This is a genomic window from Acinetobacter sp. ESBL14 (genome assembly GCF_036668815.1).
Lineage (GTDB): Bacteria > Pseudomonadota > Gammaproteobacteria > Pseudomonadales > Moraxellaceae > Acinetobacter > Acinetobacter gyllenbergii.
Genome location: NZ_JAZEVS010000002.1, coordinates 531,120 through 552,797, shown reverse-complemented (window position 1 = coordinate 552,797; position 21,678 = coordinate 531,120). Strand labels below are relative to the sequence as shown.

Annotated in this window: 19 protein-coding genes and 1 pseudogene; 11 read left to right on the top strand and 9 right to left on the bottom strand. The window is 40.3% G+C overall.

What is annotated here, in order from left to right; all coding sequences use genetic code 11:
- Positions 1 to 46 precede the first annotated feature (46 nt).
- The 6 genes from V6E90_RS10830 (at position 47) to V6E90_RS10805 (ending at position 7,704) form a co-directional block, all read left to right on the top strand.
- Positions 47 to 2,296, top strand: coding sequence for a TonB-dependent receptor (locus tag V6E90_RS10830; RefSeq protein ID WP_332605304.1), 2,250 nt, complete (start codon positions 47 to 49; stop codon positions 2,294 to 2,296).
- 104 nt (positions 2,297 to 2,400) lie between these two features.
- Positions 2,401 to 3,084 carry a Fe2+-dependent dioxygenase gene (locus tag V6E90_RS10825; protein WP_332605303.1) on the top strand — a complete coding sequence of 228 codons (684 nt, stop codon included), beginning with the start codon at positions 2,401 to 2,403 and terminating at the stop codon, positions 3,082 to 3,084.
- A 458-nt stretch (positions 3,085 to 3,542) separates the two neighbouring features.
- Complete coding sequence (gene leuA / locus V6E90_RS10820) at positions 3,543 to 5,240, top strand: 2-isopropylmalate synthase (RefSeq protein ID WP_332605302.1); 1,698 nt, start codon at positions 3,543 to 3,545, stop codon at positions 5,238 to 5,240.
- 126 nt (positions 5,241 to 5,366) lie between these two features.
- Positions 5,367 to 6,527, top strand: coding sequence for a homoserine O-succinyltransferase MetX (metX, locus tag V6E90_RS10815; RefSeq protein ID WP_065343313.1), 1,161 nt, complete (start codon positions 5,367 to 5,369; stop codon positions 6,525 to 6,527).
- Positions 6,527 to 7,120 (top strand): methionine biosynthesis protein MetW, encoded by a 594-nt coding sequence (metW, locus tag V6E90_RS10810; protein WP_016651551.1) that lies wholly within the window; start codon positions 6,527 to 6,529, stop codon positions 7,118 to 7,120. Before metX ends, metW begins: the two co-directional genes overlap by 1 nt.
- Positions 7,117 to 7,704 (top strand): tetratricopeptide repeat protein, encoded by a 588-nt coding sequence (locus V6E90_RS10805; protein WP_004657807.1) that lies wholly within the window; start codon positions 7,117 to 7,119, stop codon positions 7,702 to 7,704. Before metW ends, V6E90_RS10805 begins: the two co-directional genes overlap by 4 nt.
- Positions 7,705 to 8,343: 639 nt before the next feature.
- Here the strand turns inward: V6E90_RS10805 and V6E90_RS10800 are convergent.
- The 4 genes and pseudogenes from V6E90_RS10800 to V6E90_RS10785 form a co-directional block, all read right to left on the bottom strand.
- Complete coding sequence (locus tag V6E90_RS10800) at positions 8,344 to 8,553, bottom strand: hypothetical protein (protein ID WP_332605301.1); 210 nt, start codon at positions 8,551 to 8,553, stop codon at positions 8,344 to 8,346.
- Between the two features lie 241 nt (positions 8,554 to 8,794).
- Positions 8,795 to 9,223 (bottom strand): hypothetical protein, encoded by a 429-nt coding sequence (locus V6E90_RS10795; protein ID WP_065343311.1) that lies wholly within the window; start codon positions 9,221 to 9,223, stop codon positions 8,795 to 8,797.
- Positions 9,224 to 10,376: 1,153 nt separating this feature from the next.
- A pseudogene (locus tag V6E90_RS10790) lies at positions 10,377 to 10,650 on the bottom strand (PAAR domain-containing protein); the annotation flags it as partial.
- 3 nt (positions 10,651 to 10,653) lie between these two features.
- On the bottom strand, positions 10,654 to 11,097 hold the full coding sequence (locus V6E90_RS10785) for a PAAR domain-containing protein (RefSeq protein WP_065343310.1): 444 nt from the start codon (positions 11,095 to 11,097) through the stop codon (positions 10,654 to 10,656).
- A gap of 134 nt (positions 11,098 to 11,231) precedes the next feature.
- Here V6E90_RS10785 and rdgB point away from each other — a divergent pair, with 134 nt between their 5' ends.
- Positions 11,232 to 11,855: an RdgB/HAM1 family non-canonical purine NTP pyrophosphatase gene (gene rdgB / locus V6E90_RS10780; protein ID WP_278493576.1), complete on the top strand. Its 624-nt coding sequence runs from the start codon at positions 11,232 to 11,234 to the stop codon at positions 11,853 to 11,855.
- Between the two features lie 17 nt (positions 11,856 to 11,872).
- On the opposite strand, the gene V6E90_RS10775 is transcribed toward rdgB, so the two are convergent.
- The gene (locus tag V6E90_RS10775) at positions 11,873 to 12,760 is read right to left on the bottom strand and encodes an AEC family transporter (protein ID WP_332605300.1); all 888 of its coding nucleotides are present in this window, start codon (positions 12,758 to 12,760) and stop codon (positions 11,873 to 11,875) included.
- Positions 12,761 to 12,912: 152 nt separating this feature from the next.
- Here V6E90_RS10775 and tatA point away from each other — a divergent pair, with 152 nt between their 5' ends.
- The 4 genes from tatA to V6E90_RS10755 all read left to right on the top strand — a co-directional run bounded on the left by tatA (position 12,913) and on the right by V6E90_RS10755 (position 16,511).
- On the top strand, positions 12,913 to 13,128 hold the full coding sequence (gene tatA / locus V6E90_RS10770) for a Sec-independent protein translocase subunit TatA (protein WP_004678519.1): 216 nt from the start codon (positions 12,913 to 12,915) through the stop codon (positions 13,126 to 13,128).
- Between the two features lie 12 nt (positions 13,129 to 13,140).
- On the top strand, positions 13,141 to 13,581 hold the full coding sequence (gene tatB, locus V6E90_RS10765) for a Sec-independent protein translocase protein TatB (protein WP_065343307.1): 441 nt from the start codon (positions 13,141 to 13,143) through the stop codon (positions 13,579 to 13,581).
- Entirely contained in the window at positions 13,578 to 14,342 is a 765-nt protein-coding gene (gene tatC, locus V6E90_RS10760; RefSeq protein ID WP_023271292.1) for a twin-arginine translocase subunit TatC, read from the top strand. The genes tatB and tatC overlap by 4 nt, the downstream gene beginning before the upstream one ends.
- 183 nt (positions 14,343 to 14,525) lie before the next feature.
- A complete protein-coding gene (locus tag V6E90_RS10755) occupies positions 14,526 to 16,511 on the top strand; it encodes a PhoX family protein (protein ID WP_332605298.1) in 1,986 nt (661 codons plus the stop codon).
- Between the two features lie 231 nt (positions 16,512 to 16,742).
- On the opposite strand, the gene V6E90_RS10750 is transcribed toward V6E90_RS10755, so the two are convergent.
- The 4 genes from V6E90_RS10750 to V6E90_RS10735 form a co-directional block, all read right to left on the bottom strand.
- Entirely contained in the window at positions 16,743 to 17,393 is a 651-nt protein-coding gene (locus V6E90_RS10750) for a hypothetical protein (protein ID WP_332605297.1), read from the bottom strand.
- 198 nt (positions 17,394 to 17,591) lie between these two features.
- Positions 17,592 to 19,127, bottom strand: a complete 1,536-nt coding sequence (locus V6E90_RS10745; RefSeq protein ID WP_332605296.1) for an alkaline phosphatase — start codon at positions 19,125 to 19,127, stop codon at positions 17,592 to 17,594.
- 20 nt (positions 19,128 to 19,147) lie between these two features.
- Entirely contained in the window at positions 19,148 to 20,740 is a 1,593-nt protein-coding gene (locus V6E90_RS10740; RefSeq protein ID WP_065343303.1) for an alkaline phosphatase, read from the bottom strand.
- A gap of 142 nt (positions 20,741 to 20,882) precedes the next feature.
- Entirely contained in the window at positions 20,883 to 21,665 is a 783-nt protein-coding gene (locus V6E90_RS10735; protein WP_332605327.1) for an NRDE family protein, read from the bottom strand.
- Positions 21,666 to 21,678 lie beyond the last annotated feature (13 nt).

Here is a 21,678-nt window from a genome sequence, read left to right as displayed (position 1 = left end):
GAATGATTATTCTTTGCATAAATTTTTACACTCTTAGGCGTGCCCCATGTCTTTTATTAAATCACGGAAGAAGCTCGTTTCTTCTGCAATTGCATCATCACTTTCAGTCATTGCAGTACCAGCGATTGCTCAGGATCAGGCAGTTCAACTTCCAACCATTCATGCGCATGCTGCTCAAGAAGAGTCTTTAAAAGTAGATCAATCTGCAAATGCAAAATTTGTTGCCCCACTTAAAGACACACCAAAGTCAGTTTCTATTCTGTCGCAAAAACTACTTAAAGAAACTAACTCAAATACATTGCTTGAAGCACTTCGTTATGAGCCAGGTATTACTCTAGGCGCTGGTGAAGGTGGTACGCCTTATACGGATATGCCGATTATTCGTGGTTACAACAGCCAAAACTCTATTTATGTAGATGGGGTGCGCAATGCCACTTCTCAAAGCCGTGATATGTTTGCGGTTGAACAAGTTGAAGTGATTAAAGGCTCTTCATCTGCACTAGGTGGTGGCGGTAGCATAGGTGGTAGTATCAATTTAGTGACTAAAGTTGCACATGAAGGTGACGTTTACCAAGGTAGTATTCAAGGTGGTACCGATAACTATCGTCATATTCAGCTTGATGCCAACAAAGATTTTGGTAACGGAACAGCAGGCCGTGTTGTGGTAATGGGTCATGAAAATGAAAAACCAGGTCAACACAATGGTGCCGAATATGCTCGCGTTGGTATTGCACCGAGTATTAGCTTAGGCTTAGGTAGCCCAAACCGCGCAACACTTAGCTATTATTTCTTAAAAAGTAATGATGAGCCAGATGCAGGAATTCCGTTTAACAACTCAAATGTTCCAGCCAATGCGCCAGCTGGCACTGAAAAAGGTGATGGTCGACCTGTTCATGTGAAGCAAGGTACTTACTATGGCTGGAAAGCACGTGATTTTGATAAACGCGAAAATCATATCGGTACATTAAAATTAGAACATGACTTTAATGAGAATTTAACGCTGACTAACGTCGCGACCTACACTAAATCGAAAGCTGATTATGTCAACTCTATGCCTGATGACTCTAAAGGCAACATCTACAATGGTGAAGTATGGCGTCGCTCAAATGGCCACACTAGAGATACGGATGCCTTTGGTGATCAACTTTCTTTAAAAGGGAAATTTAATACCGGAATAATCAAGCACAGCTTTAATGTAGGAGCAGAATATGCTCACCAAGAAACCGATAAAGCATCGTATCTATTAACGGACTCAGTAAATGGCGTAAACGTTAATAATGGTTCGGCAATTGATGGAGCGTGTTCTTTAGGTGTTGGCGCTTCTTCAAACTACTGGTGTACGGATTTAAATAACCCGAATCCAAATGACCCATGGTTAGGCAAGATTGATATTAATCCAACTTCAATTAATACCGTAACCAGTAAAACAACTTCTATCTATGCGTTAGATAGTATTGAATTGCATCCTCAATGGTTACTCGACCTTGGTGTTCGTTGGGATAAATTTGATACAGAACAAGTTACAAAAGCAACAGGCGTAAAAATTAAAAGCGATACAGATTATTTCTCTTATCAAGCTGGTGTCGTTTATAAACCAACAGAACAAGGTAGCATTTATGCAAGCTACGCAACCTCTGCAAGTCCTGTAGGTATTAGCCAAGGTGATGGTGAAAATGATCTTGGCGCTGCTTATCTAGACTTGAAACCAGAAAAAGCCCGTACGATTGAATTAGGGACGAAGTGGGATCTATTTAACCAACGTGCTAACGTGACTGCCGCAATTTTCCGTACTGAAAAAACTGATTCTCGTGTAACAGATTCAGATGGTACAACTCGTAATATTGGTAACAGTAAAGTTGATGGTTTTGAGCTTGGCTTAAATGGCAAAATTACTGAAAAATGGGATATTGCTGCAGGTTATAGCTACTTAGACAGTGAACTTACCAAGGGTAACCAAAATTCAGCAGGTCTATTAGCTGAAGGCAAGTCACTACCATTTGTTGCGAAAAATAGTGCGACTTTATGGTCGACGTACAAAGTCATCCCTAAACTTACTTTAGGTGCTGGCGTTCAATACCAAGATAAAGTATTCGCAAATACGACTGCACCAAAATTCTTACCGACCTATACCATCTATAATGCAATGGCAAAATATGACGTAGATAAGAATGTAAATGTACAGCTGAACGTGAATAACATTGGTGATAAACGTTACTTTACAGGTGCACATGCCGCTCATTATGCCAATGAAGGTAATGGTCGTAATGCTGTCTTAGCCATTAACTTTAAATACTAAGTCAAAACCATAATAACTTTATGGTATTCAGCTTAGTTCATATAAAATAGCCTCGTCATGAGGCTATTTTTACAACTGCAATAAATATTCAAAAGGTGTTCACCGTGATCCATCATATCCCAAATGTATTAAGCAAAGAACAAGTTGCAGAGTTTCGCCAATTGATAGCAGATGCAAATTGGGTGGGTGGAAAAATCACTGCGGGGACCCTCTCCGCTTCAGTCAAGAAGAATCAGCAGCTCTCAGAACAAGATCCGCTGACTCATGCGCTCAGTGATATTGTGATTAAAGCGATTTGGCAAAATTCACTTTTTCAAGCCGCGGCATTACCACATAAAATCATCCCACCACTGTTTAACCGTTATGATGAATCTGAAAGCTTTGGCTTCCATGTCGATAACTCGATTCGCCTGATTCGTGGCACATCTGAGCAAATCCGCACCGATTTATCATGCACCTTATTTTTAAGCGAACCAGAAGAATATGAAGGTGGTGAACTGGTCATTGAAGACACTTATGGCTACCATGAGATTAAACTTCCTGCTGGCGATGTCGTACTTTACCCATCAACCAGTTTGCATGAAGTCAGCAGCATTAGTACTGGAAGCCGTTTCGCGTCATTCTTTTGGGTACAAAGCCTGATTCGAGATGACAGTAAACGCCATTTGCTATTCACTTTAGATGAAAGTATCCGTGCATTACGTACAGCTCATGGCGATGCTTATCCTGAAGTGATGAAACTCACCAATATTTACCATAACCTGATTCGCATGTGGTCTGAGCTCTAAATCGCACACTTTTCACATTAAAGAGATAAAATTAATTTTTTTATCTCCAATTAATGAAATTGTGGTAATTTTTTCTTACCAAATATAAAATAGCTCAAAAATTAGGGAAATATTTTCCATTCATTCAAATTAAAATGTTTTATAGACCTTTGCAGTCGCCTGTATTTTCGCCTAGACTGAGTATCGTTAGATGATTAATATAACTGCAAAATTAAATACCCCATATGAATGGTAGATGATGAAAACAAATCGCGGCTTTACCCACCCGTCTCATACAAAACATCTCGCTGCTCTTCTCCTGATGCTGCGCCTCGCGCGCGTATAAATTTTTTCGCCTACATTTTTAGGCGCTCGATCCCCGAATTCGCTTTAAATTAATTCTTATAGACACCATATATATCTGTAGCACGTTGCTTTTAATTTGACTCAGCAACCATGCTACGACAAGGAGTTATCTCATGATGTTGGCTGACCCAAGCAAAAAATACCGCCGTATGTACCAGCGAGTGGATTTACCAGATCGCCAATGGCCGAACAATGAAATCAATCAAGCGCCGATTTGGATGAGTACCGACCTTCGTGACGGTAACCAAGCGATTTTTGAACCGATGGATATGGATCAAAAATTAAAAATGTTCCACATGTTGGTGAAAATCGGCTTCAAACATATTGAAATTGGTTTCCCTTCTGCCTCTCAAATTGACTTCGATTTTACCCGTAAGTTGATCGAAGAGGATTTGATTCCTGAAGATGTTTATATCGAGGTTTTGGTTCAAGCACGCGATCACTTGATTGAACGTACTTTTGAAGCATTAATCGGTGCAGAACGTGCCATTGTGCATATCTATAATTCAAACTCACCGACTTTCCGCCAGAAAGTCTTGAATGTGGATGCCAATGGCTCAAAACAACTTGCCATGAATGCGGCAAGCAAAGTCAAAGAATATGCAGCGCAATACCCTGCAACAGACTGGATTTTCCAGTACAGCCCAGAATGTTTCTCTGCAACTGAATTAGCAGTGGCCAAAGAGGTCTGTGATGCGGTCACTGAAATCTGGGAAGCGTCACCGACCAATAAAGTCATCTTGAACTTGCCTGCAACTGTGGAAGTATCTACGCCGAATGTCTATGCCGATCAAATCGAATGGATGCACCGTAACTTGGCGCGTCGTGATGGCGTGATTATCTCTGTGCATTGTCACAATGACCGTGGTTGTGGTATCGCTGCCTCTGAATTGGCGATTATGGCGGGTGCTGACCGTGTTGAAGGTTGTGTATTTGGTAATGGTGAACGTACGGGTAATGTGGATGTTGCCGCGATTGCATTGAACATGTATACCCAAGGCGTTGCACCAAACTTAGACTTCTCAAATATCAATGAAATCATTGCAACAGTTGAAGAGTGTACAGGTTTACCGGTGCATCCTCGTCATCCATATGCAGGTGATTTAGTCTTTACTGCATTCTCTGGTTCACACCAAGATGCGATTAAAAAAGGCTTCGAATTCCAGAAAAACGAAGAGGTCTGGGATATGCCATATTTACCAATCGATCCGAAAGACTTAGGCCGTGACTACGATGCAGTAATTCGTGTCAACAGCCAATCAGGTAAAGGTGGTATCGCCTACTTATTGGAATCAAACTACAACGTTGCCTTGCCACGTCGTGTTCAAATCGAATTCAGTCAGATCGTACAACAACATACCGATGAAAATGGTACAGAAATCAGTGCACATGAAATCTGGAGCTTATTTGAAAATACCTATGTGCATGTGAAGAATAGCCATTATCAAACCAAGCATTATCAATTGTCAGATATCAATGGTACACAAATCATTGAATTAGATATTGAAATTGACGGTGAAATTCAACGTCTCCGTGGTGAAGGAAATGGCCCAATTTCAGCCATGTTGAATGCCTTACAGTTACCAATTGATGTGGTGAACTATGAAGAGCGCAGTATCAGTTCAGGTGCCAATGCCAAAGCACTTGCTTTGATTGAGCTTCAAGTGAAGGGCACAGGTAAGAGCGCATTTGGTGCCGGTGTACATGACAACATCGTGACCTCATCCATTGAAGCCATTATTGCATGTACCAATCGTTTAATTGAACAAGGGGTATTAACCACCGATCAAGTGGCTGCTGCAGCCGTTTAGATAGGTGAAATATCACATAATCGTCAGTAAAGCTGAGTTGTAATATCAGAAAAAATGACTTTTGAAAGGATACCTGAATTGGTATCCTTTTATTATTAATGATTTATTATAGGGCGAATCATTCCAGTGTCTTTTCCATCGGATTCAGTGGGCGTAGTCACACCACAAAAGTTTCAGTTTGAACAACCCTTAGAACTTGAATGTGGCCGAGTATTGCCGCGTTTTGATTTAATGGTTGAAACCTATGGAACACTCAATGCAGATCAATCCAATGCTATTCTGATTTGCCATGCGCTGTCAGGACATCACCATGCGGCAGGCTATCATCATGAAGATGATAAGAAAGCTGGCTGGTGGGACAGCTGTATTGGCCCAGGAAAAGCCATTGATACCAATCACTTCTTTGTTGTTTCCTTAAATAATATCGGTGGATGCAGTGGTTCAACTGGCCCTACTTCACCGAATCCTGAAAATGAAAATCGTCCCTATGGTCCAGACTTTCCACTCGTTACCGTTCGTGACTGGGTGAAAACCCAAGCCATGTTGTCTGATCGTTTAGGCGTTAAAGTTTGGTATTCTGTCATTGGTGGCTCTCTAGGTGGCATGCAAGCCTTACAATGGTCTTTGGATTATCCAGACCGATTACAAAAATGCGCCATCATCGCCAGTGCACCAAAATTATCAGCCCAAAATATTGCCTTTAACGAAGTCGCGCGCCAATCAATTCTTTCTGATCCTGATTTCCATCATGGTCGTTATCTGGAAAATGACAGTTATCCAAAACGCGGCTTGATTTTGGCGCGTATGGTCGGTCATATCACCTACTTGTCTGAAGAAGCGATGAAACAGAAATTTGGTCGCGATTTAAAATCGGGCAAATTTATGTATGGTTTTGATGTGGAATTCCAAGTGGAAAGCTATTTACGTTACCAAGGCGAACAATTTAGCCGCAATTTCGATGCAAATACTTACTTGATTATGACCAAGGCCTTGGATTATTTTGACCCTTCGCGTGAATATGAACATTCTTTGACGAAGGCCATGAGTCAACCGAAGTGCCAATTTTTGGTGATTTCATTTACCACAGACTGGCGTTTTAGCCCAAGTCGTTCTCAGGAACTGGTGGATGCTTTGATTGATAATCATAAGCCTGTCAGCTACTTAGATATTGATGCTGAACAAGGCCATGACTCGTTCTTATTCCCTATTCCACTGTATGTAAAAACGCTACGCGCATTTTTAGGTGGAGAACAACAGTTGCAATCGACATCGCAGGAGCAGCACTAATGCGTATAGATCAACGACTCGCCGAAAAATGGATTAACCCTAACTCTAGCGTGTTAGACTTAGGTTGTGGTGATGGTGAATTGCTGGCTCATATGAGCAAACAGCACAATATTCGTGCCTATGGGCTAGAAATTGATCAAGAAAAGATTGCAATTGCCATCAGTCGGGGGTTAAATATTATCCAACAGGACTTAAACCTAGGTTTAAGCCGTTTTGCCGACCAGTCTTTTGACTCTGTGGTCATGGCACAAGCTTTGCAAGCTGTAGATGCACCCGATGTATTACTTCGTGATATGGTGCGTGTCGGCAAACAGGCCATTATTACTTTTCCAAACTTTGCGCATTGGAAGACACGTTCTTTTCTTGCCTTGAAAGGGAAAATGCCTGTTTCGGAAGCTTTACCGTATATGTGGTATAACACCCCGAATATTCATTTATGTACTTTCCGTGACTTTGAAGCCTTATGTGCTGAGAATCGGATTAAAATTATTAATCGACTTGCCGTTAATGGTGACCAACAAGGTAGTATGCTCAGTAAGCATATGCCGAACCTATTTGGTGAAGTCGCAATTTATCGAGTGAGCGCTCTATGAAAAAGACATTAATCAGCACATTTTTATTTGGTCTGATCAGTATACAAGCGCACGCTGACTATGTTGCTCAACCACAATCGGTTGCAACGCAGGCAGCGCGATATTCAGTGATGGGTATCAATGAATTGCAAAGCGCAGCAAAATCTGGTCAAGCTGGGGCACAGTTTTACTTAGCAACCCGTTACCAGTTTGGTAAAGAAGTGGCTAAAGATGAAAAGCAAGCTTTCACTTTATTCAAGGCAGCAGCAGATCAAGGTTTATCTGCGGCGCAATTGAATGTTGGCCGCATGTATGCAGATGGCATCGGTGTAAAGAAAGACGAAGCTTTAGCGCGTAAATATTTCGAGAAAGCAGCAAGCAATGGTGACAACCGTGCTAGCTTCAATCTTGCCATGATGGAAGAGCAGAAGAAAAACTTTGTTGGCGCTTATCAGTGGTATGAGCTTTCAACCCGCGATGGTATGTTGGATACTAAAGTGATCAGTCTTTCTGAAGGTAAGAAAACCGCATTGGCTGCAAACTTGACTCAAGATCAGATTCGTACTGCACGTGACCGTGCTGATAAATGGATTCAAGCGCAATAATCTTGTTTAGATCTATGGAGTGATTTTAAAAACCGACTTGTGAAAGTCGGTTTTTTATTTGCTTAGATCTAATTTCCAGTTTCCTGTTAAACGCTTCGATCAAAGTCCTTTTACTTTTCTGGTTCCAAATAGATGATACCGACATCTATCTTTTCCAAAATTCTCGCCCCAGGATTCTCTTTAATAGCGTCAAGAGGTTTCCCGTTTGAATAATCATATGTTTTTGTTAGATACCCTTTAAAATTAATATAAATTTGTGGGGCGCTAGCGGACATTTTTTTAAATTCGGCCTAAAAAAATAATAAGACTCAGCCTTAGGGGTAATCTTAAATCGACCATGCTCATCTGTCTTAATACTTGTATCATCGTTAAGGCTATACCCGATATATCCTCCTCTACTAGAAATAGGATTTTTTGTTTTAATATCAAAAACTTGCTCATATACCTCTGGTTTTAAATAATAGTTTTCGGTGTACAAGCAATTAGCCCTGTAATGCAAAATACAAAAAAAATTATCTTCATAGTCGTATACACAAAAATTAATTGTTTAGATGTGAAGATAAAATTCCAAATAGCATTCATCATAGATACCCACACCAACTATACCCATATTAAAATCAACAACTCAACTAATTTAATTTATAATTTATCAGATTTATAAAACTCCATACACTTTTGGAAAAAAGTATTACTTTTTCCTGAGCTAGACTCAATATAAATTGGTAAATTTTCTTTATAAAAATATTTTGTATTTGATTTAACAAAGTCTGAAAGAGCAAGTTGTTGTTCAGGTGTCCCCACATTAAATGAAGAATAGCCCCTTAAATTTTCTTTTTGATAGGCTTTCATTTTCTAATAATTATCATCCAGACAAACTTTCAAAGCAAAATCATTTGGTTTTAATTGAACTGAGTTCGCTTCTACTTTAAAAAAGAACTCAAAAATACAACCAACAGAAAACTTATCACTTTCATTTACATTAACTCCCAAAATTATATTTTTTGTCGTTTGAACTACCTTTACCTTACAAAATCGCCTTTTGTATAATATACATAAAAATCATAATTCGATATAACAATAAAATTAAAGTCTATTTCTCAGGATCCAAATATACTTTACCTACTTCAACTTTATTATAAGAATCAAAACCTATTTTTTCTTTTGGAACTTGCCTCCAAAAGAATTTTGAATAATCCAGTATTTCCCCTTCATAACCGTCTATATATATATATATCTGCAAAGGAACATCCTTGTAAGAGCTTATATCCGGCTTAAAAATATAATATTCTTTTTTAAGTGGGTATATTACAAACTTACCTGATGATTTTAATGATTGTTTTGGAGTTTTTCCAGTAGGTAATGAAAAGCTTATATAACCTTTTTTGTTACCTAAAGGCTCTTTAGAATTAATATCATAGATATACCCCGTAACTTCCGGAGTCAGATAAATTGTTTTCTTTGAACAAGAAACGCTTGAAAAAATCACTATTAATAAAATAACAATTATACTTTTTCTCATTTTCTAGCAATTCCTGATATGAATAAAAGCCCTATAACATCATTTTCATTTGCTATCATTCGAGTATCCCAATAAGGTGTCCGACTAAGAGATGTCTCAGCATATTTCATTAGGTCAATTTCTCCAGATTGAGGATAAGTAGTTCCAGATTTTGGATTTTGGTTATAACCTGACGAACCATGATGTGTAATAGATTCTTTGAACCCAGCATAAGTTTCTACTATCGCGTGCCCAATCTCATGGGCAATTGTTTCTTTAAACTTTTTATCTGAATATTCATGCTTATAAAAATACCAATCATTCTCTAGTTTTAAATATCCTGTTGCGTATGCTGTTTTTCTTGACAAAGCCCAATTAGAACTTCTAAACATAAAGTCATTAGGATTAACATTTGTAATATATGTTAACTTCATCTCAGGCATAGCCTTAGAATCAGATAAAGAAGGTTTCAGGAAAACCTCATATTTTTTACTGTTAATAGAAATAAATTTCCCTGTAGGATGACTACTATTACGGCTCCAATAATACTTAATACCATCCAAAGATAGTTGTTGCAATTGTAAAAAAGACCGCGTTCTTAAAGAGTATGGTTTAATTTTATTCAACTTAGTTGTAATTTCTGGTACTGACCGCTCATTAAACAGTCCACTTGCTCCACCATCAGTTAAATTTACCCTTAAGTTAATTAAAATGTGATTACTTTTCTTATTAATAACTACATCCATCCAGTCTTTACTAATATATTTAAATTGAAATATTTTCTCATCAGAACATTGACAAGAACCACAAGAGTAACCTTTCAGCTTAAATTTAACTCCTAAAGATTTTAAAAAGAACTTACTATCATATAAATTATTTAAGAAACCATCCCAGTCAATATTTACCTTTTGGCCAGCCGTGAATATTTTTTCTATTTTTTTTACTTCTACAAATGTTCCCTCATGTTCAACCTCTAAACTAATAGCATCATAAGTCCCCTTTTTAATATTTACAAAAAAAGTAAAATCTTTAAATTTAGAAACACCCAATGGAATAAAGGGAGAGCTTCTCATATCAGTAAGCTCAATCTCAAAATTTTTTATATTGTCAACAAAACTATCCGTAGTATTTTGCTTATTATTCACAAAAGATGATGTTGCTGTACTTATAGTACTTCCAGAGCCACTGCTCCCAACAACATGTGTTTGTTGAGGCATGATGGTTGCACCACACGTTAGCTTATCACCGACATAAGCGACAGGTTTACCATCAAAAATGACATGATCATGGCTTTTTATCACTGTAGACCAGCATCTACATTTAGGACAAAGATGCCCATCTCCCGCCCTTACAAATAAATTTCCCTGCTGAGAACTCATCATTTGAGTTGCTGGAATCATGCCACCATGATCTGTAAATGCATTATGAATCGCAAAACCCTTTGCCATAATTTAGTCCTTTATAGATTTATCAGAACTTAGAAAGTTATCAATTTTTGGTTGATCTTTAAAAATACGAATCGCAACGGATGTATTTGGACTATCAATAATCTCATCACCATTTTCTAAATGACTCCCTACCAAAGCAACTGGCACGCCATCAAGCACACATGCTTGCCCTGCACCTGCAATAATTTTGGACGTTGTGCCATCTATATAAATGACATCATCACCCACACGGGCAATCGACATCCCTGCAATTTTGTAATAATGATAAGAAGCTCTAACCAAGCCACCATTTTTTGTTTTAGCTCCATTTACAGCAAGATAGTAAAGCGTCTGAGGCTTATTCTCCCAATACAATTGTTCAGCTTTTAACGTCTGTTCAATATCCTCCTGAGACATATGCTGCAATTGCTCTATAGCCAATTCATGTAAAAAGGTTGGACTCATCATTTCCCCTCTATTCTTGTTCTTTCAAGCCTAAGCATAACAAATTCTCTCGAATAGACATACCTGTATGTATCAAGTATCTATTTTCATAAAATTTGCCTAAAATCCTCTTTAATTTTTATTGATCTGAAACTGATATGTCTACCCAATCATGGCTCAACCAAGGCAGCCTTGTCCTTGCAAGTAATAACAAAGGCAAAGTAGTCGAATTTGAACATCTCTTTCAACAACTGAATCTACCTGTCGAGATTATTCCTCAAGGCAAACTCGATATTGAAGATGCAATTGAAGACGGTCTCAGCTTTGTTGAAAATGCCATTATCAAAGCCCGCCATGCCTCTAAACTTTCAGGTAAACCTGCGCTAGCAGATGACTCTGGACTATGTGTCCCGATCTTAGGTGGTGCGCCTGGCATCTACTCGGCACGCTATGCGGGTGAACACGGTCATGATGCTGCCAATAACCAAAAATTGTTGGCTGATCTTGCACCTTTGCGTAAAGAGGGTGAAGCGATTGAAGGGATGTTTGTTTGTGTCTTGGCATTGGTCACCCATGCAGAAGACCCACTTCCACAAATTTTCCAAGGTATCTGGAAAGGTGAGATTTTAGCGGCAGCACGTGGTGAAAACGGTTTTGGTTATGATCCGCTGTTTTGGCTGCCAGAACTCAATGTTTCGAGTGCTGAACTGAGCAAAGCTGATAAAAATAAGATCAGCCATCGCGGTCAAGCCATGCAACTGTTTAAAGCCAGTTTGGTTTAAAACCCTAAAGTGCCCTCCTAGATGAGGGCACTTTTTATATGCAGCAATAGACCATAGATCACAATTACCAGACAGCTCACGATGGTTCCCGCAGCAATATAGCGAGCTGAAATGCCCGTACCTTGGTAATGGGTTTCCAAAGCAACAATATTAGCGGCGGGTGGTAAACAAAATAGGAAAAACAAAACTGGGAGCAATGATTCAATCTGCGGAATCGCAATAAAATAATAAGTTGATGTACAGATCACCACACCACACAAGAGCTTGAACATTAAGGTACGAGTACTCAGCCACAAATCAGCCCTATGCACCCGAGTATGTCTCAGCCACATACCTAAAATACACATGCCCGCAAAGCTCATTCCAAATTTAGCAATATCATACAGTCCCTCTAGAACAAAATTCCCTTGTAAACGATGAATACCGAATAGCCATAGAATCAGTGCTGCAAACAAGGCCAAGACCGGTGGCGACTTGAGAACTTTTTGCAATGTCGTTAAATAATTCATTGGTGCTTCAGAAACAGCAGACACTGCCCAGATATTGCCAAACAGCGACCCCCCAATATACAGCGCGATCATGGCACCACTGACCTGCTCACCAAATAAGGCGATGGCAAATGGAAAACCCAGCCAGCCAATATTGCTATAACTTACACAGAGCGCTTGTAAGCGATCCTTTGAGAAGTGGAAAAAACCATAAAATAGAAGAATCGATGTAATAAAACTAAATCCCATCAGTGCAAAGCTACCAGCCTGATAAAACACCATGTTGTAGATGATCACCACAGGAATAAATAACCGCGCTAATAAGGAAGCTAAGATTTTCTTCGCCTGTTCCGCGACTTTGAATTGAGCAAGCAACAACCCGAAGATAAAGGCACTGATGGGGAGAATAAAGGTCATGTCGATCTGTTTTTATCATGTCTTGATATGTTGCTTATGCTAGCACTATTTACCGTTGGGTAAATGTATTGTCTTAAAACTGCAATATAAGTGTCACATCTTTGTCATGGCAAGCTGTTGAGATATATCCAAAGTTTTATAGGAATAGAATGATGGCTGGTTTATCAATTTGGCACGTACTGATTTTTGCAATTGTAGTGATTCTACTGTTCGGTACGTCGAAGCTAAAAAACCTCGGTAAAGATGTTGGCGGTGCAGTCAAAGATTTCAAAAAATCAATGAAAGAAGAAGAAGCTGCAACACCTTTAAATGAACCTCGCACCATCGATGCTCAAGTAAAAAATACTGAAAGCTCAGTAAAAAGCTAAGCGAGCACGACTATGCTGAATTTGGGAATGACCGAAATCTTTTGCTTTGCTGTGATTGCATTGCTGGTGCTCGGTCCTGATAAATTGCCAGAAGCTGCGCGGTTCGTAGCGAAATGGTATGGAAAAATTAAAAAGTTTATCAACAATATTCAGAACGAAATTGATCGAGAGTTACGCCTTTCTGAGTTCCGCGAAGAAATGCAAAAAGAAATTGATAAGATCACTGAACTTGAACGCAGGATGCAACAACAACTGGACGCGCTTAAAAATACACAAACGCCTTCTGAAGCTGAGGAAGTAAAAACTGAGACGAAAGCCCCGATCAGCTATACCCTTTTTTCTCAGCCAGCGATCATCCCTTTCAGTCTTGAATATCAAAAGCAGTTACCTTTCAAATTTGAGCCGAGTTTATCGACTCAACAGTTTGATTCAGAATTAAAGATTGCCGTATGAGCCAATTACCCTCAACTTCAGTCAGCACTGAAGAAACCCTACAACAAATGCCTGTCATGCAGCATTTGATTGTGCTGAGACAATATCTATTTAAAATTGTTGGGGTCACGATTTTTCTTTTCTTCTGCTTATTGCCCTTTAGAAATACCACTTATCAATGGTTGTCTGAGCCCTTGAGACAACAGTTGCCTGCAACCTCCACCATGATTGCCACCGATGTCACGGCAACATTTATGGCACCGTTTAAGCTAAATCTATTCGTCGCCTTTATGTTGGCCATGCCTTATATCATTTATCAGATCTGGTCCTTCATCAAACCGGCACTGTATGAAAAAGAACGTCATTTGGCCATTCCCCTATTATTAGGCAGTATCGTACTGTTCTATTTAGGTGTGGCATTTGCTTATTTCATTACCTTGCCTGCAATTTTGCATTTCTTTATCAGCGTTTCCCCAGAAACAGTTGCACCAATGACAGACATCAACAGTTATTTAAGCTTCTGTCTAAAATTATTCTTGGTGTTTGGTTTTACCTTTGAAATCCCAATCATTACCTTAGTACTAATTTTAATTGGTGTAGTCAGTACCCAAAGTCTGGTTGAAAAACGTCGCTTCATTGTTGTTGGCTGTTTTTTTGTGGCGATGTTTGTCACACCACCCGATGCCTTGTCGATGATTATGCTGGCCGTGCCGATGTGGATGTTATTCGAACTGGGTTTGTTCCTCGGGAAAATACTGGAAAAAAGAAAAGCATCAGCTTAATTCAAATATGTGAAAAATCCTCGAAAACATTTCGGGGATTATTTTTTATAATTTAATATTTATTAATTATTTATAAAATAAAAATTGTCTTCAAACTGCCTTAAAACTGTCAGAAAACTGTCATCTCCGCTTCATAGAATCGATCAGGATTTATTTACCATATATTACAGATACGGATTTACTATGACAGCCAATACTAATCAGCCAAGTCGTCGTGATATTTTAAAATGGTTCGCGGGTGTTCCGTTTTTACCACTAGGGGCAATGGGCACAGCAGCAGCTTTAACAGGTTGCAATGATGACAACGATAATAACGTTGTTACACCACCAGCTAAACTGGTTAAATTTAAAAATGCCAAATTTACGCCAATGGCGGCTCCAACCACCACTGCAGAAATGGCAACAACTTCTGTTAAATCAAGTTTAACAGTGACTTGGGAAGACAATACCAGCACTGAATATAAATTAGGTTATCAAGAATTTTTCCGCACTGGTATGGAAGTTGATAATATCAATGGCGGCAAAATTATCGCAGGTAGCTATTACGACATTAACAACAAAGCGATCAAAGATACATCGGTTCCAGGTCAAGAACGTCAATTCTTCTCTGACTGTCCAGATGGCTCTTCAATGATCCATCTCAAAGATGCAAAAGTTGACGGTGTCAACAACCCTGTGTTCCATGTGGTTCAGTTCGAATACACCACGCAAAACTTGGCCAAACAAAGTATGTATGGTCAGTTACCGTCTCCGATTGCAGTATTAACCTTAGACCAAGATCAAAAAACTGGACATCTTGCATTGAAAAAATACTTCAATGTGGATATGTCTCAAGTCCATGGTCTATGGATTACCTGTGGTGCTAGCCTTTCACCTTGGAATACACACCTTTCAAGTGAAGAATATGAGCCCGATGCCTTTGATCAAATTGGTAGCACCTTAGCCACATTAAGAGCCTACAGTAAAAATCTGTATGGCAATGAAAATACGGCCAATGCCTATAACTATGGTCATTTACCAGAAATCATTCTGGATGGTAAAGGTCGTGGTACTGCAGTTAAGCACTACTGCTTAGGCCGTATTTCACATGAGCTAATTCAAGTCATGCCAGACAACCGTACCGTGATCATGGGTGATGACTATACCAACGGCGGTTTCTTTATGTTTATTGCAGATAAAGAAAAAGATTTATCTGCTGGGACGCTCTACGTTGCCAAGTACACTGCTGAGCTGAATGAAACCTCTACAGCACCGATCAAATGGATCAAACTGGGTCATACCGACAGTAAAACTATTGAAGACTTGGTCAATGTCCGCGGCATTAAAGCTGACAATATTATGGAGAGCTTAACCACTGCACCTGCAGACTTAAGCGGTTATACGCAGATTGTATTGGATAAGAAAACTCTCTGGATCAAGTTAAAAGAAGCCAATAACGGTTTCAGTAAAGCAGAAATCGAATTAGCGGCTGCTTTCCTTGAAACACATCGTTATGCTGCGCTGAAAGGCGGTAGTATGGCATTCACCAAAATGGAAGGAACCACCGTTAACATTAAGGATAAGGTGGCTTATTCTGCACTTGCCAATATTCAAGACTCAATGATTGAAGGAAAATCGAGCTGGGTTGCTGCGCACAATGTTAAATTCAAGAGCACATTAAAGGCAGGTGGGGTACTTGCGCATGACCTGAAAGGCAGCCAAGTTGACCACCTAAATAATGTGATTAATAGTGAATGGACACCTTATCAAAGCCATATGATTCTCATGGGCAAAGATATTCCAGTGGATAGCCTGGGTAATACCGCTGATCCAAATAACATTGCCAGCCCAGACAACTTAAAATTCTCTGAAACATTACGTACTTTGTTCATTGGTGAAGATAGTGGTAACCATACCAATAACTTCCTTTGGGCTTATAACGTTGAGACTAAATCTTTAGATCGAATTCTTTCAACACCAGCAGGTGCAGAGTCAACAGGTCTACATGCGGTTGACTCAGTCAATGGCTGGACCTATATCATGAGCAACTTCCAACATGCAGGTGATAGCTCAAGTCTTCCTGCTGATTTAAAAGCAAAAGTTTTGGCTAACTACAATGGTGGTTATAGTGCAAGTGTTGGCTATATCACCGCTGATCCAGTTGCGCCATCAATTGAGAAAAAAGCTTAATTTAAGCAATCCACTCAAAAAAAAATGCCGACATCATGTCGGCATTTGTTTATCTCAATCCATCACAATCCAATCATTCAGCTCGTACTCGTGCTTATATGAAATGAATCGAACAGTAAGCTCATTTCATTTAAAGATTGAAATGATAGCGGTCACCGAACAGATCAATTTCTATGATAAAAAAGCCCCTTTAAATAAGGAGCTCAATTCAGTTAATTCAGCTTTATGCGGTTAATCACCAAAGTCTGAATAATCTTTGCTGCTGAATTTACTATAGCTTTTCCACGGTTCTACAATATTCACCTGTTGGATATTGGCTTTTAAAATGTCGTAGCGCAAACCATCTAAACTGCGTACTTCCACCCGTTTGGCAATATTATTGCGATTGTCCCATTCGATGCTCATTTTATTTTTCTTATTCTGACTTTCATACCAAGTACTATTGCTGTCTTTTTTCTTAACGGTCATTCCCTTTAAGCTTTTAGGGTCAATCAATGAATACACACAGCTCCAACAGCTACTCAGCCCTAACATATCGACATCGGCATCTTGTAAATGCACAACGGTTTTATCTTCCATCAGCACCAAATTGAGTTTGGGCTGTTTTTTCTGATCAATAAAATAATGCTGGGCCGCTTCTGCTAAATTCAAATGTTTATGCCCGCCCTTTTCATGTCCATGTTGGTGATGTTTAGGTAGTACACGTTCAATCCAAATATTCTGAGTATTACGATACATACGCTCCTGAAACACACTGGTACGGGTCACACCATCATTGCCAATACTTTGGGTCTCACGGGTAATGCTGGCACTTAATAACGGCGCTGCATGCAATGACGTCATTCCCACGCTCAGTAATATTGCACTCATCACTAGACGCATGTTATTTCCTACATAAAAAAACCTCAGTCATAGTGACTGAGGTTGTTTGCAATATGATGAAAATCTTCAATAAAGTGTTGAGGGTCTGTTAACATTTCAACCATGCCCTGCGTTATTGGCTAAAACAACAGAAACAAGGCATGAAACGCAGACAATGGCTATCCTCTGTCGCCAGTATCTGTGAAATGTTAGCAGCCCCTATTTAAAACCAAACGCTTCTTTTAATTTGCTGAATACCCATGCATTTTCACGTGTACCTTTAAATACTTGTGAACCCGCACCTTCAGCAAATAACAGTACATCACCACCACCATGTGTTTCAGAACCAGGATTGCCCAACTTTATCCCAACCTCTTGTAAATAATCATCGGCAGTTGCGTCATTGTCGGTAATGTCGATGCGTGAGGTTGGACGTGGCCCACCACCATTACCAAATACCAAAGTGGTTGAGGTTTTACCATTCACATCCAGATTCGGCGCATGCTTTTTACCATCCGCCAGCACCCGTGTGCGAGTATCTGTCGCTTTGGCTTCTTGATAGCTATAGCTCAAACCCAAAATACCTGGGTTAGTAGTTGTAGTTTTTCCCGTACGCGCGGTATAGCCATTAAAGGTCATGGTATGGTCATGGTCGGCCGTAACAACGATTAAAGTATTCTTTAACTCAGGGTCGGTTTTCTTGATTTTATCCAATGCCGTCTTAATCGCATTATCAAAAGCAATGGTGTCTTGCAATGCACGTTTGGCATTGGTGCCATGTAAAGCATGGTCAATACGTCCGCCTTCCACCATCAAGAAAAAGCCTTTGCCCGCAGTATCTTGTGCTTGTAGCAGGTCAATTGATTTCGCAGTCATTTCAGCCAAACTTGGTTGGTTTGGTGCTGTTCGTGCTCGGTCTAAATCGTATTCCAAATGTGAGGTTGCTGAATAAAGACCGATGTATTTTTTATTCAATGGTGCTGCATCCATCTCTGCTTTGGTCGCACCAACAGTGTAGTTTTTGGCTTTTAATTCATTCAGTAGGTTACGCCCATCAATACGCCCCTTCTTATTATCCGCCGCATTATAAGGGGTGAAATGATTGCGCCCGCCACCCATCAATACATCAACGCCATCTAACAGTTTAGTGTTATAACCTGCACCGCCAGGGATGACCTGACGTGCAATCTCAAACTGTGCATTACGATTACACACATGAGCAAATGTTGCAGCTGGCGTTGCATGGGTCAATTCCGTGGTGGTAATTGCGCCGACTTTTTTGCCATTGGCTTTGGCAAGTTCTAAAATCGTTTCCGCAGGGCTGCCCGCAGCCACACTTGAACCTGGGGTTGGACAATTATTGATGGCATTAGATACTTTGGTACCATCTGGTGCTGTACCCGCACTTGGTTCAACCGCGATCGTCCCAGGCGTCATTCCAATCACTTCATTACGGGTTTTCTTGCCCGTCATATAAGCAGCCATTGAAGGAGCACTGTCGGTGGTTTGACCATCTTCTGAATATGTCTTAATTCTTGCCGTACGGCGCAAGGTGTCCATGGTTAATTTGCCAGATTCACCGTAGCCATAAATACGGCTTGCCGTGACTGTGGTTGGCCCCATACCATCACCCAAGAAGAAAATGATATTCTTGGCTTCGCCCGCAGCTTGTGCACCAGTGCTTGCAGCAACTAATGCAACCGTTAAAACAGATGCTTTCATACCGAACTGACCTAATTTAAATTGTTTTAACATCATCGTTCTCCAGTCTGTTGTTATTTATCTAGGCCAATGGCTTTGCGAACTAGGTTAAAGACTTCGATATTTTCGAGGCTGCCATGGAAGTTGTCTGACCCTACACCAATTGCACCAAGGAACACATCAGTACCGCCATGCGTTTCACTATCAGCAAAACCAGTTTGCACCACAGCTTCTTGCTGGAAGTCATCTGCAGCGGTACCCGTACACCACCCTTCTTTATCAATATCCGTACCACGACTATCGGTAAATTTACCCGCTGGGCCCGTGACTGGATTACAGCTATCGTTATCAACTAAGCCACCACGTGCTTCGATACGATCATTGTCTAAACGCTTTTTACCTGTACCAAAGCCGATAATTGGATATGGGTTGCCATTCACATCGGTTGAGAAACCTGCCTTGTTATAGTTTTTGACTAAACCGAGGACACTGGTCTCACCACCTTTTACATATTTACCGGTACGTTTTGCATAGCCATTCAAGACCATGGTGTGGTCATGGTCAGCCGTGACCACGATCAAAGTATTCTTGAGCTCAGGATCGGTTTGTTTGACTTTATCAATCGCAGCTTTAATTGCATTATCAAATGCAACGGTGTCTTGTAAGGCGCGCTTGGCATTGGTGTCATGCAGTGCATGGTCAATACGTCCACCCTCAACCATCAAGAAGAAACTTTTATTTTTCGCTTGGAGGACATCAATCGCCTTGGTGGTCATATCGGCAAGGCTTGGCTCATCAATTTTCTTATTGGTACGATCCAAGTCATAGTTCATATGGCTGGCATTAAATAAGCCCAATAATTTTTTGGTTTTGCTTGGATCAATTTTGGTTAAATCACTTCCGCTTGAAACAAAGCTATAGCCTTGATCTTGCATTTCTTTGACCAGATCACGACCATCAGCCCGTTTACCGCCCGATACCGTCGTTGGTTTAAACTGGCGTAAGCCACCACCCAAGACCACATCTACACCATCGTTTAATTTAGTATTATACGCGCCCCATCCTGTACCTTTACCTGCAGGAACAAGCTGTGCCGCAATATCGTTCTCGGCATCACGATGGCACACATGCGCATAGGTCGTGGCAGGTGTTGCATGGGTAATACGGGTTGTGGTAACTAGCCCAGTGCCCATGCCTTGCGCTTTAGCAAGTTCAAGCAATGTTTCTGCTGGTTTCTTGCCTTTATTGGATGCAACATCGTCACAGGTACTGGTGCCGTCTGCTTTCGGTGGAGATGCGATGGTACCTGTCTGCATGGAAATGACTTCATTGTTCATTTTCACGCCCGTCATATAGGCAGCCATAGACGGTGCACTGTCTGTCACTTGACCATCTTCTGAAAAGGTACGAACAAATGCAGTTTCTGGCAGCGTATCAATGGTCAAATCGCCATCTTCCCCAACAGAATAAATACGCGATGCGGTTAAGGTGGTAATCCCCATACCATCGCCCAAGAAGAAAATTACATTTTTTGCAGTGGGTGTTTTTGGTACTTCTGTTTTTTCATTGTTATCACTATCGTTACAAGCAGTCAGTCCCGCTGACAAAACTGCCATTAAACTGACCGCCAATAGCTTTTTGGAAAAGCCCGTCTTTGATAAGAACATAGAATATCCCCAGATGTATTGTTTGGACGTAACTTGATTGGCTACACCATAACAATGCTGGGTGACCCTTTTATGTCATCGTGATGACAGTATTATTTCATCTTGTTGTTTTATATACATAATTATGTTATAACATATCAACCTAACGCTTCAGATCAACGTGCAAATCAACCACTTGTCCCTGCTGTTCACCCTGTTGAGATTTTTCTAGCCATTGCCATTTGGTATCAGTTAATCTTAAAAAATTAGAGCATCGTGTTCCATAAACTGGGCTTTGAATAAAGGTGGATGACAATAAGGCTTCCATCTCAGGATTAATTCCCGTATCAGGTAACAGATTAGCAATGACTTTACGCTCATCTTCCAAAATATCCCAAGCGGCAGCATCAATTACTGATTCAGTCATTTGTACTTGCTGCAACATCGGTAACAACTCTTGGGTAAAGCGCTGACGCAAATGTTTGGTTTTCTCCCAATCTTCCGACATCAGACCATTGGACACCACATAGACCCCATTGGCGAGCACTTGGGGAGCTTCGCCACGGTTACTCATATATACTGCTTGTGTTTGATCTCCGATAAATAAATTAAAGCCTGCATAATCCTGTTGCAGTTGTTCCAGTTGCTGGGCAAAACGAATCGGGGCTAAGTCACTTTCCAAGAAAGATTGAATCAAGTGCCCGCGAGAAGTCGTATAATTTTTTTGATCGCGACCATTGCGAAAATTGGTGACAATCGCCCAACGGCCTGATGCCGTTACTCCCATCCACGTCCCGCCAGACTGTAAGTCCTGTCCTGCCACAATGCTGCTGTTTTGCCATGCATGCAAGACAGCAGTGGGTCGATGATAAAACTCATCCCGATTTGAAATTAAACACAGCGGCATTTTATCCAGCACCTGCCATGCAAAAGCGACAATACACATAAGTCCTTTTTCT

Excerpts from the sequence above, each read along its gene's own strand:
- V6E90_RS10830 (WP_332605304.1), top strand. The coding sequence starts at position 47 with ATGTCTTTTATTAAATCACGGAAGAAGCTCGTTTCTTCTGCAATTGCA.
- leuA (WP_332605302.1), top strand. The coding sequence starts at position 3,543 with ATGATGTTGGCTGACCCAAGCAAAAAATACCGCCGTATGTACCAGCGA.
- metW (WP_016651551.1), top strand. The coding sequence starts at position 6,527 with ATGCGTATAGATCAACGACTCGCCGAAAAATGGATTAACCCTAACTCT.
- V6E90_RS10805 (WP_004657807.1), top strand. The coding sequence starts at position 7,117 with ATGAAAAAGACATTAATCAGCACATTTTTATTTGGTCTGATCAGTATA.
- V6E90_RS10800 (WP_332605301.1), bottom strand. The coding sequence starts at position 8,553 with ATGAAAGCCTATCAAAAAGAAAATTTAAGGGGCTATTCTTCATTTAAT.
- V6E90_RS10795 (WP_065343311.1), bottom strand. The coding sequence starts at position 9,223 with ATGAGAAAAAGTATAATTGTTATTTTATTAATAGTGATTTTTTCAAGC.
- V6E90_RS10785 (WP_065343310.1), bottom strand. The coding sequence starts at position 11,097 with ATGATGAGTCCAACCTTTTTACATGAATTGGCTATAGAGCAATTGCAG.
- rdgB (WP_278493576.1), top strand. The coding sequence starts at position 11,232 with ATGTCTACCCAATCATGGCTCAACCAAGGCAGCCTTGTCCTTGCAAGT.
- V6E90_RS10775 (WP_332605300.1), bottom strand. The coding sequence starts at position 12,760 with ATGACCTTTATTCTCCCCATCAGTGCCTTTATCTTCGGGTTGTTGCTT.
- tatA (WP_004678519.1), top strand. The coding sequence starts at position 12,913 with ATGGCTGGTTTATCAATTTGGCACGTACTGATTTTTGCAATTGTAGTG.
- tatB (WP_065343307.1), top strand. The coding sequence starts at position 13,141 with ATGCTGAATTTGGGAATGACCGAAATCTTTTGCTTTGCTGTGATTGCA.
- tatC (WP_023271292.1), top strand. The coding sequence starts at position 13,578 with ATGAGCCAATTACCCTCAACTTCAGTCAGCACTGAAGAAACCCTACAA.
- V6E90_RS10755 (WP_332605298.1), top strand. The coding sequence starts at position 14,526 with ATGACAGCCAATACTAATCAGCCAAGTCGTCGTGATATTTTAAAATGG.
- V6E90_RS10750 (WP_332605297.1), bottom strand. The coding sequence starts at position 17,393 with ATGCGTCTAGTGATGAGTGCAATATTACTGAGCGTGGGAATGACGTCA.
- V6E90_RS10745 (WP_332605296.1), bottom strand. The coding sequence starts at position 19,127 with ATGTTAAAACAATTTAAATTAGGTCAGTTCGGTATGAAAGCATCTGTT.
- V6E90_RS10740 (WP_065343303.1), bottom strand. The coding sequence starts at position 20,740 with ATGTTCTTATCAAAGACGGGCTTTTCCAAAAAGCTATTGGCGGTCAGT.
- V6E90_RS10735 (WP_332605327.1), bottom strand. The coding sequence starts at position 21,665 with ATGTGTATTGTCGCTTTTGCATGGCAGGTGCTGGATAAAATGCCGCTG.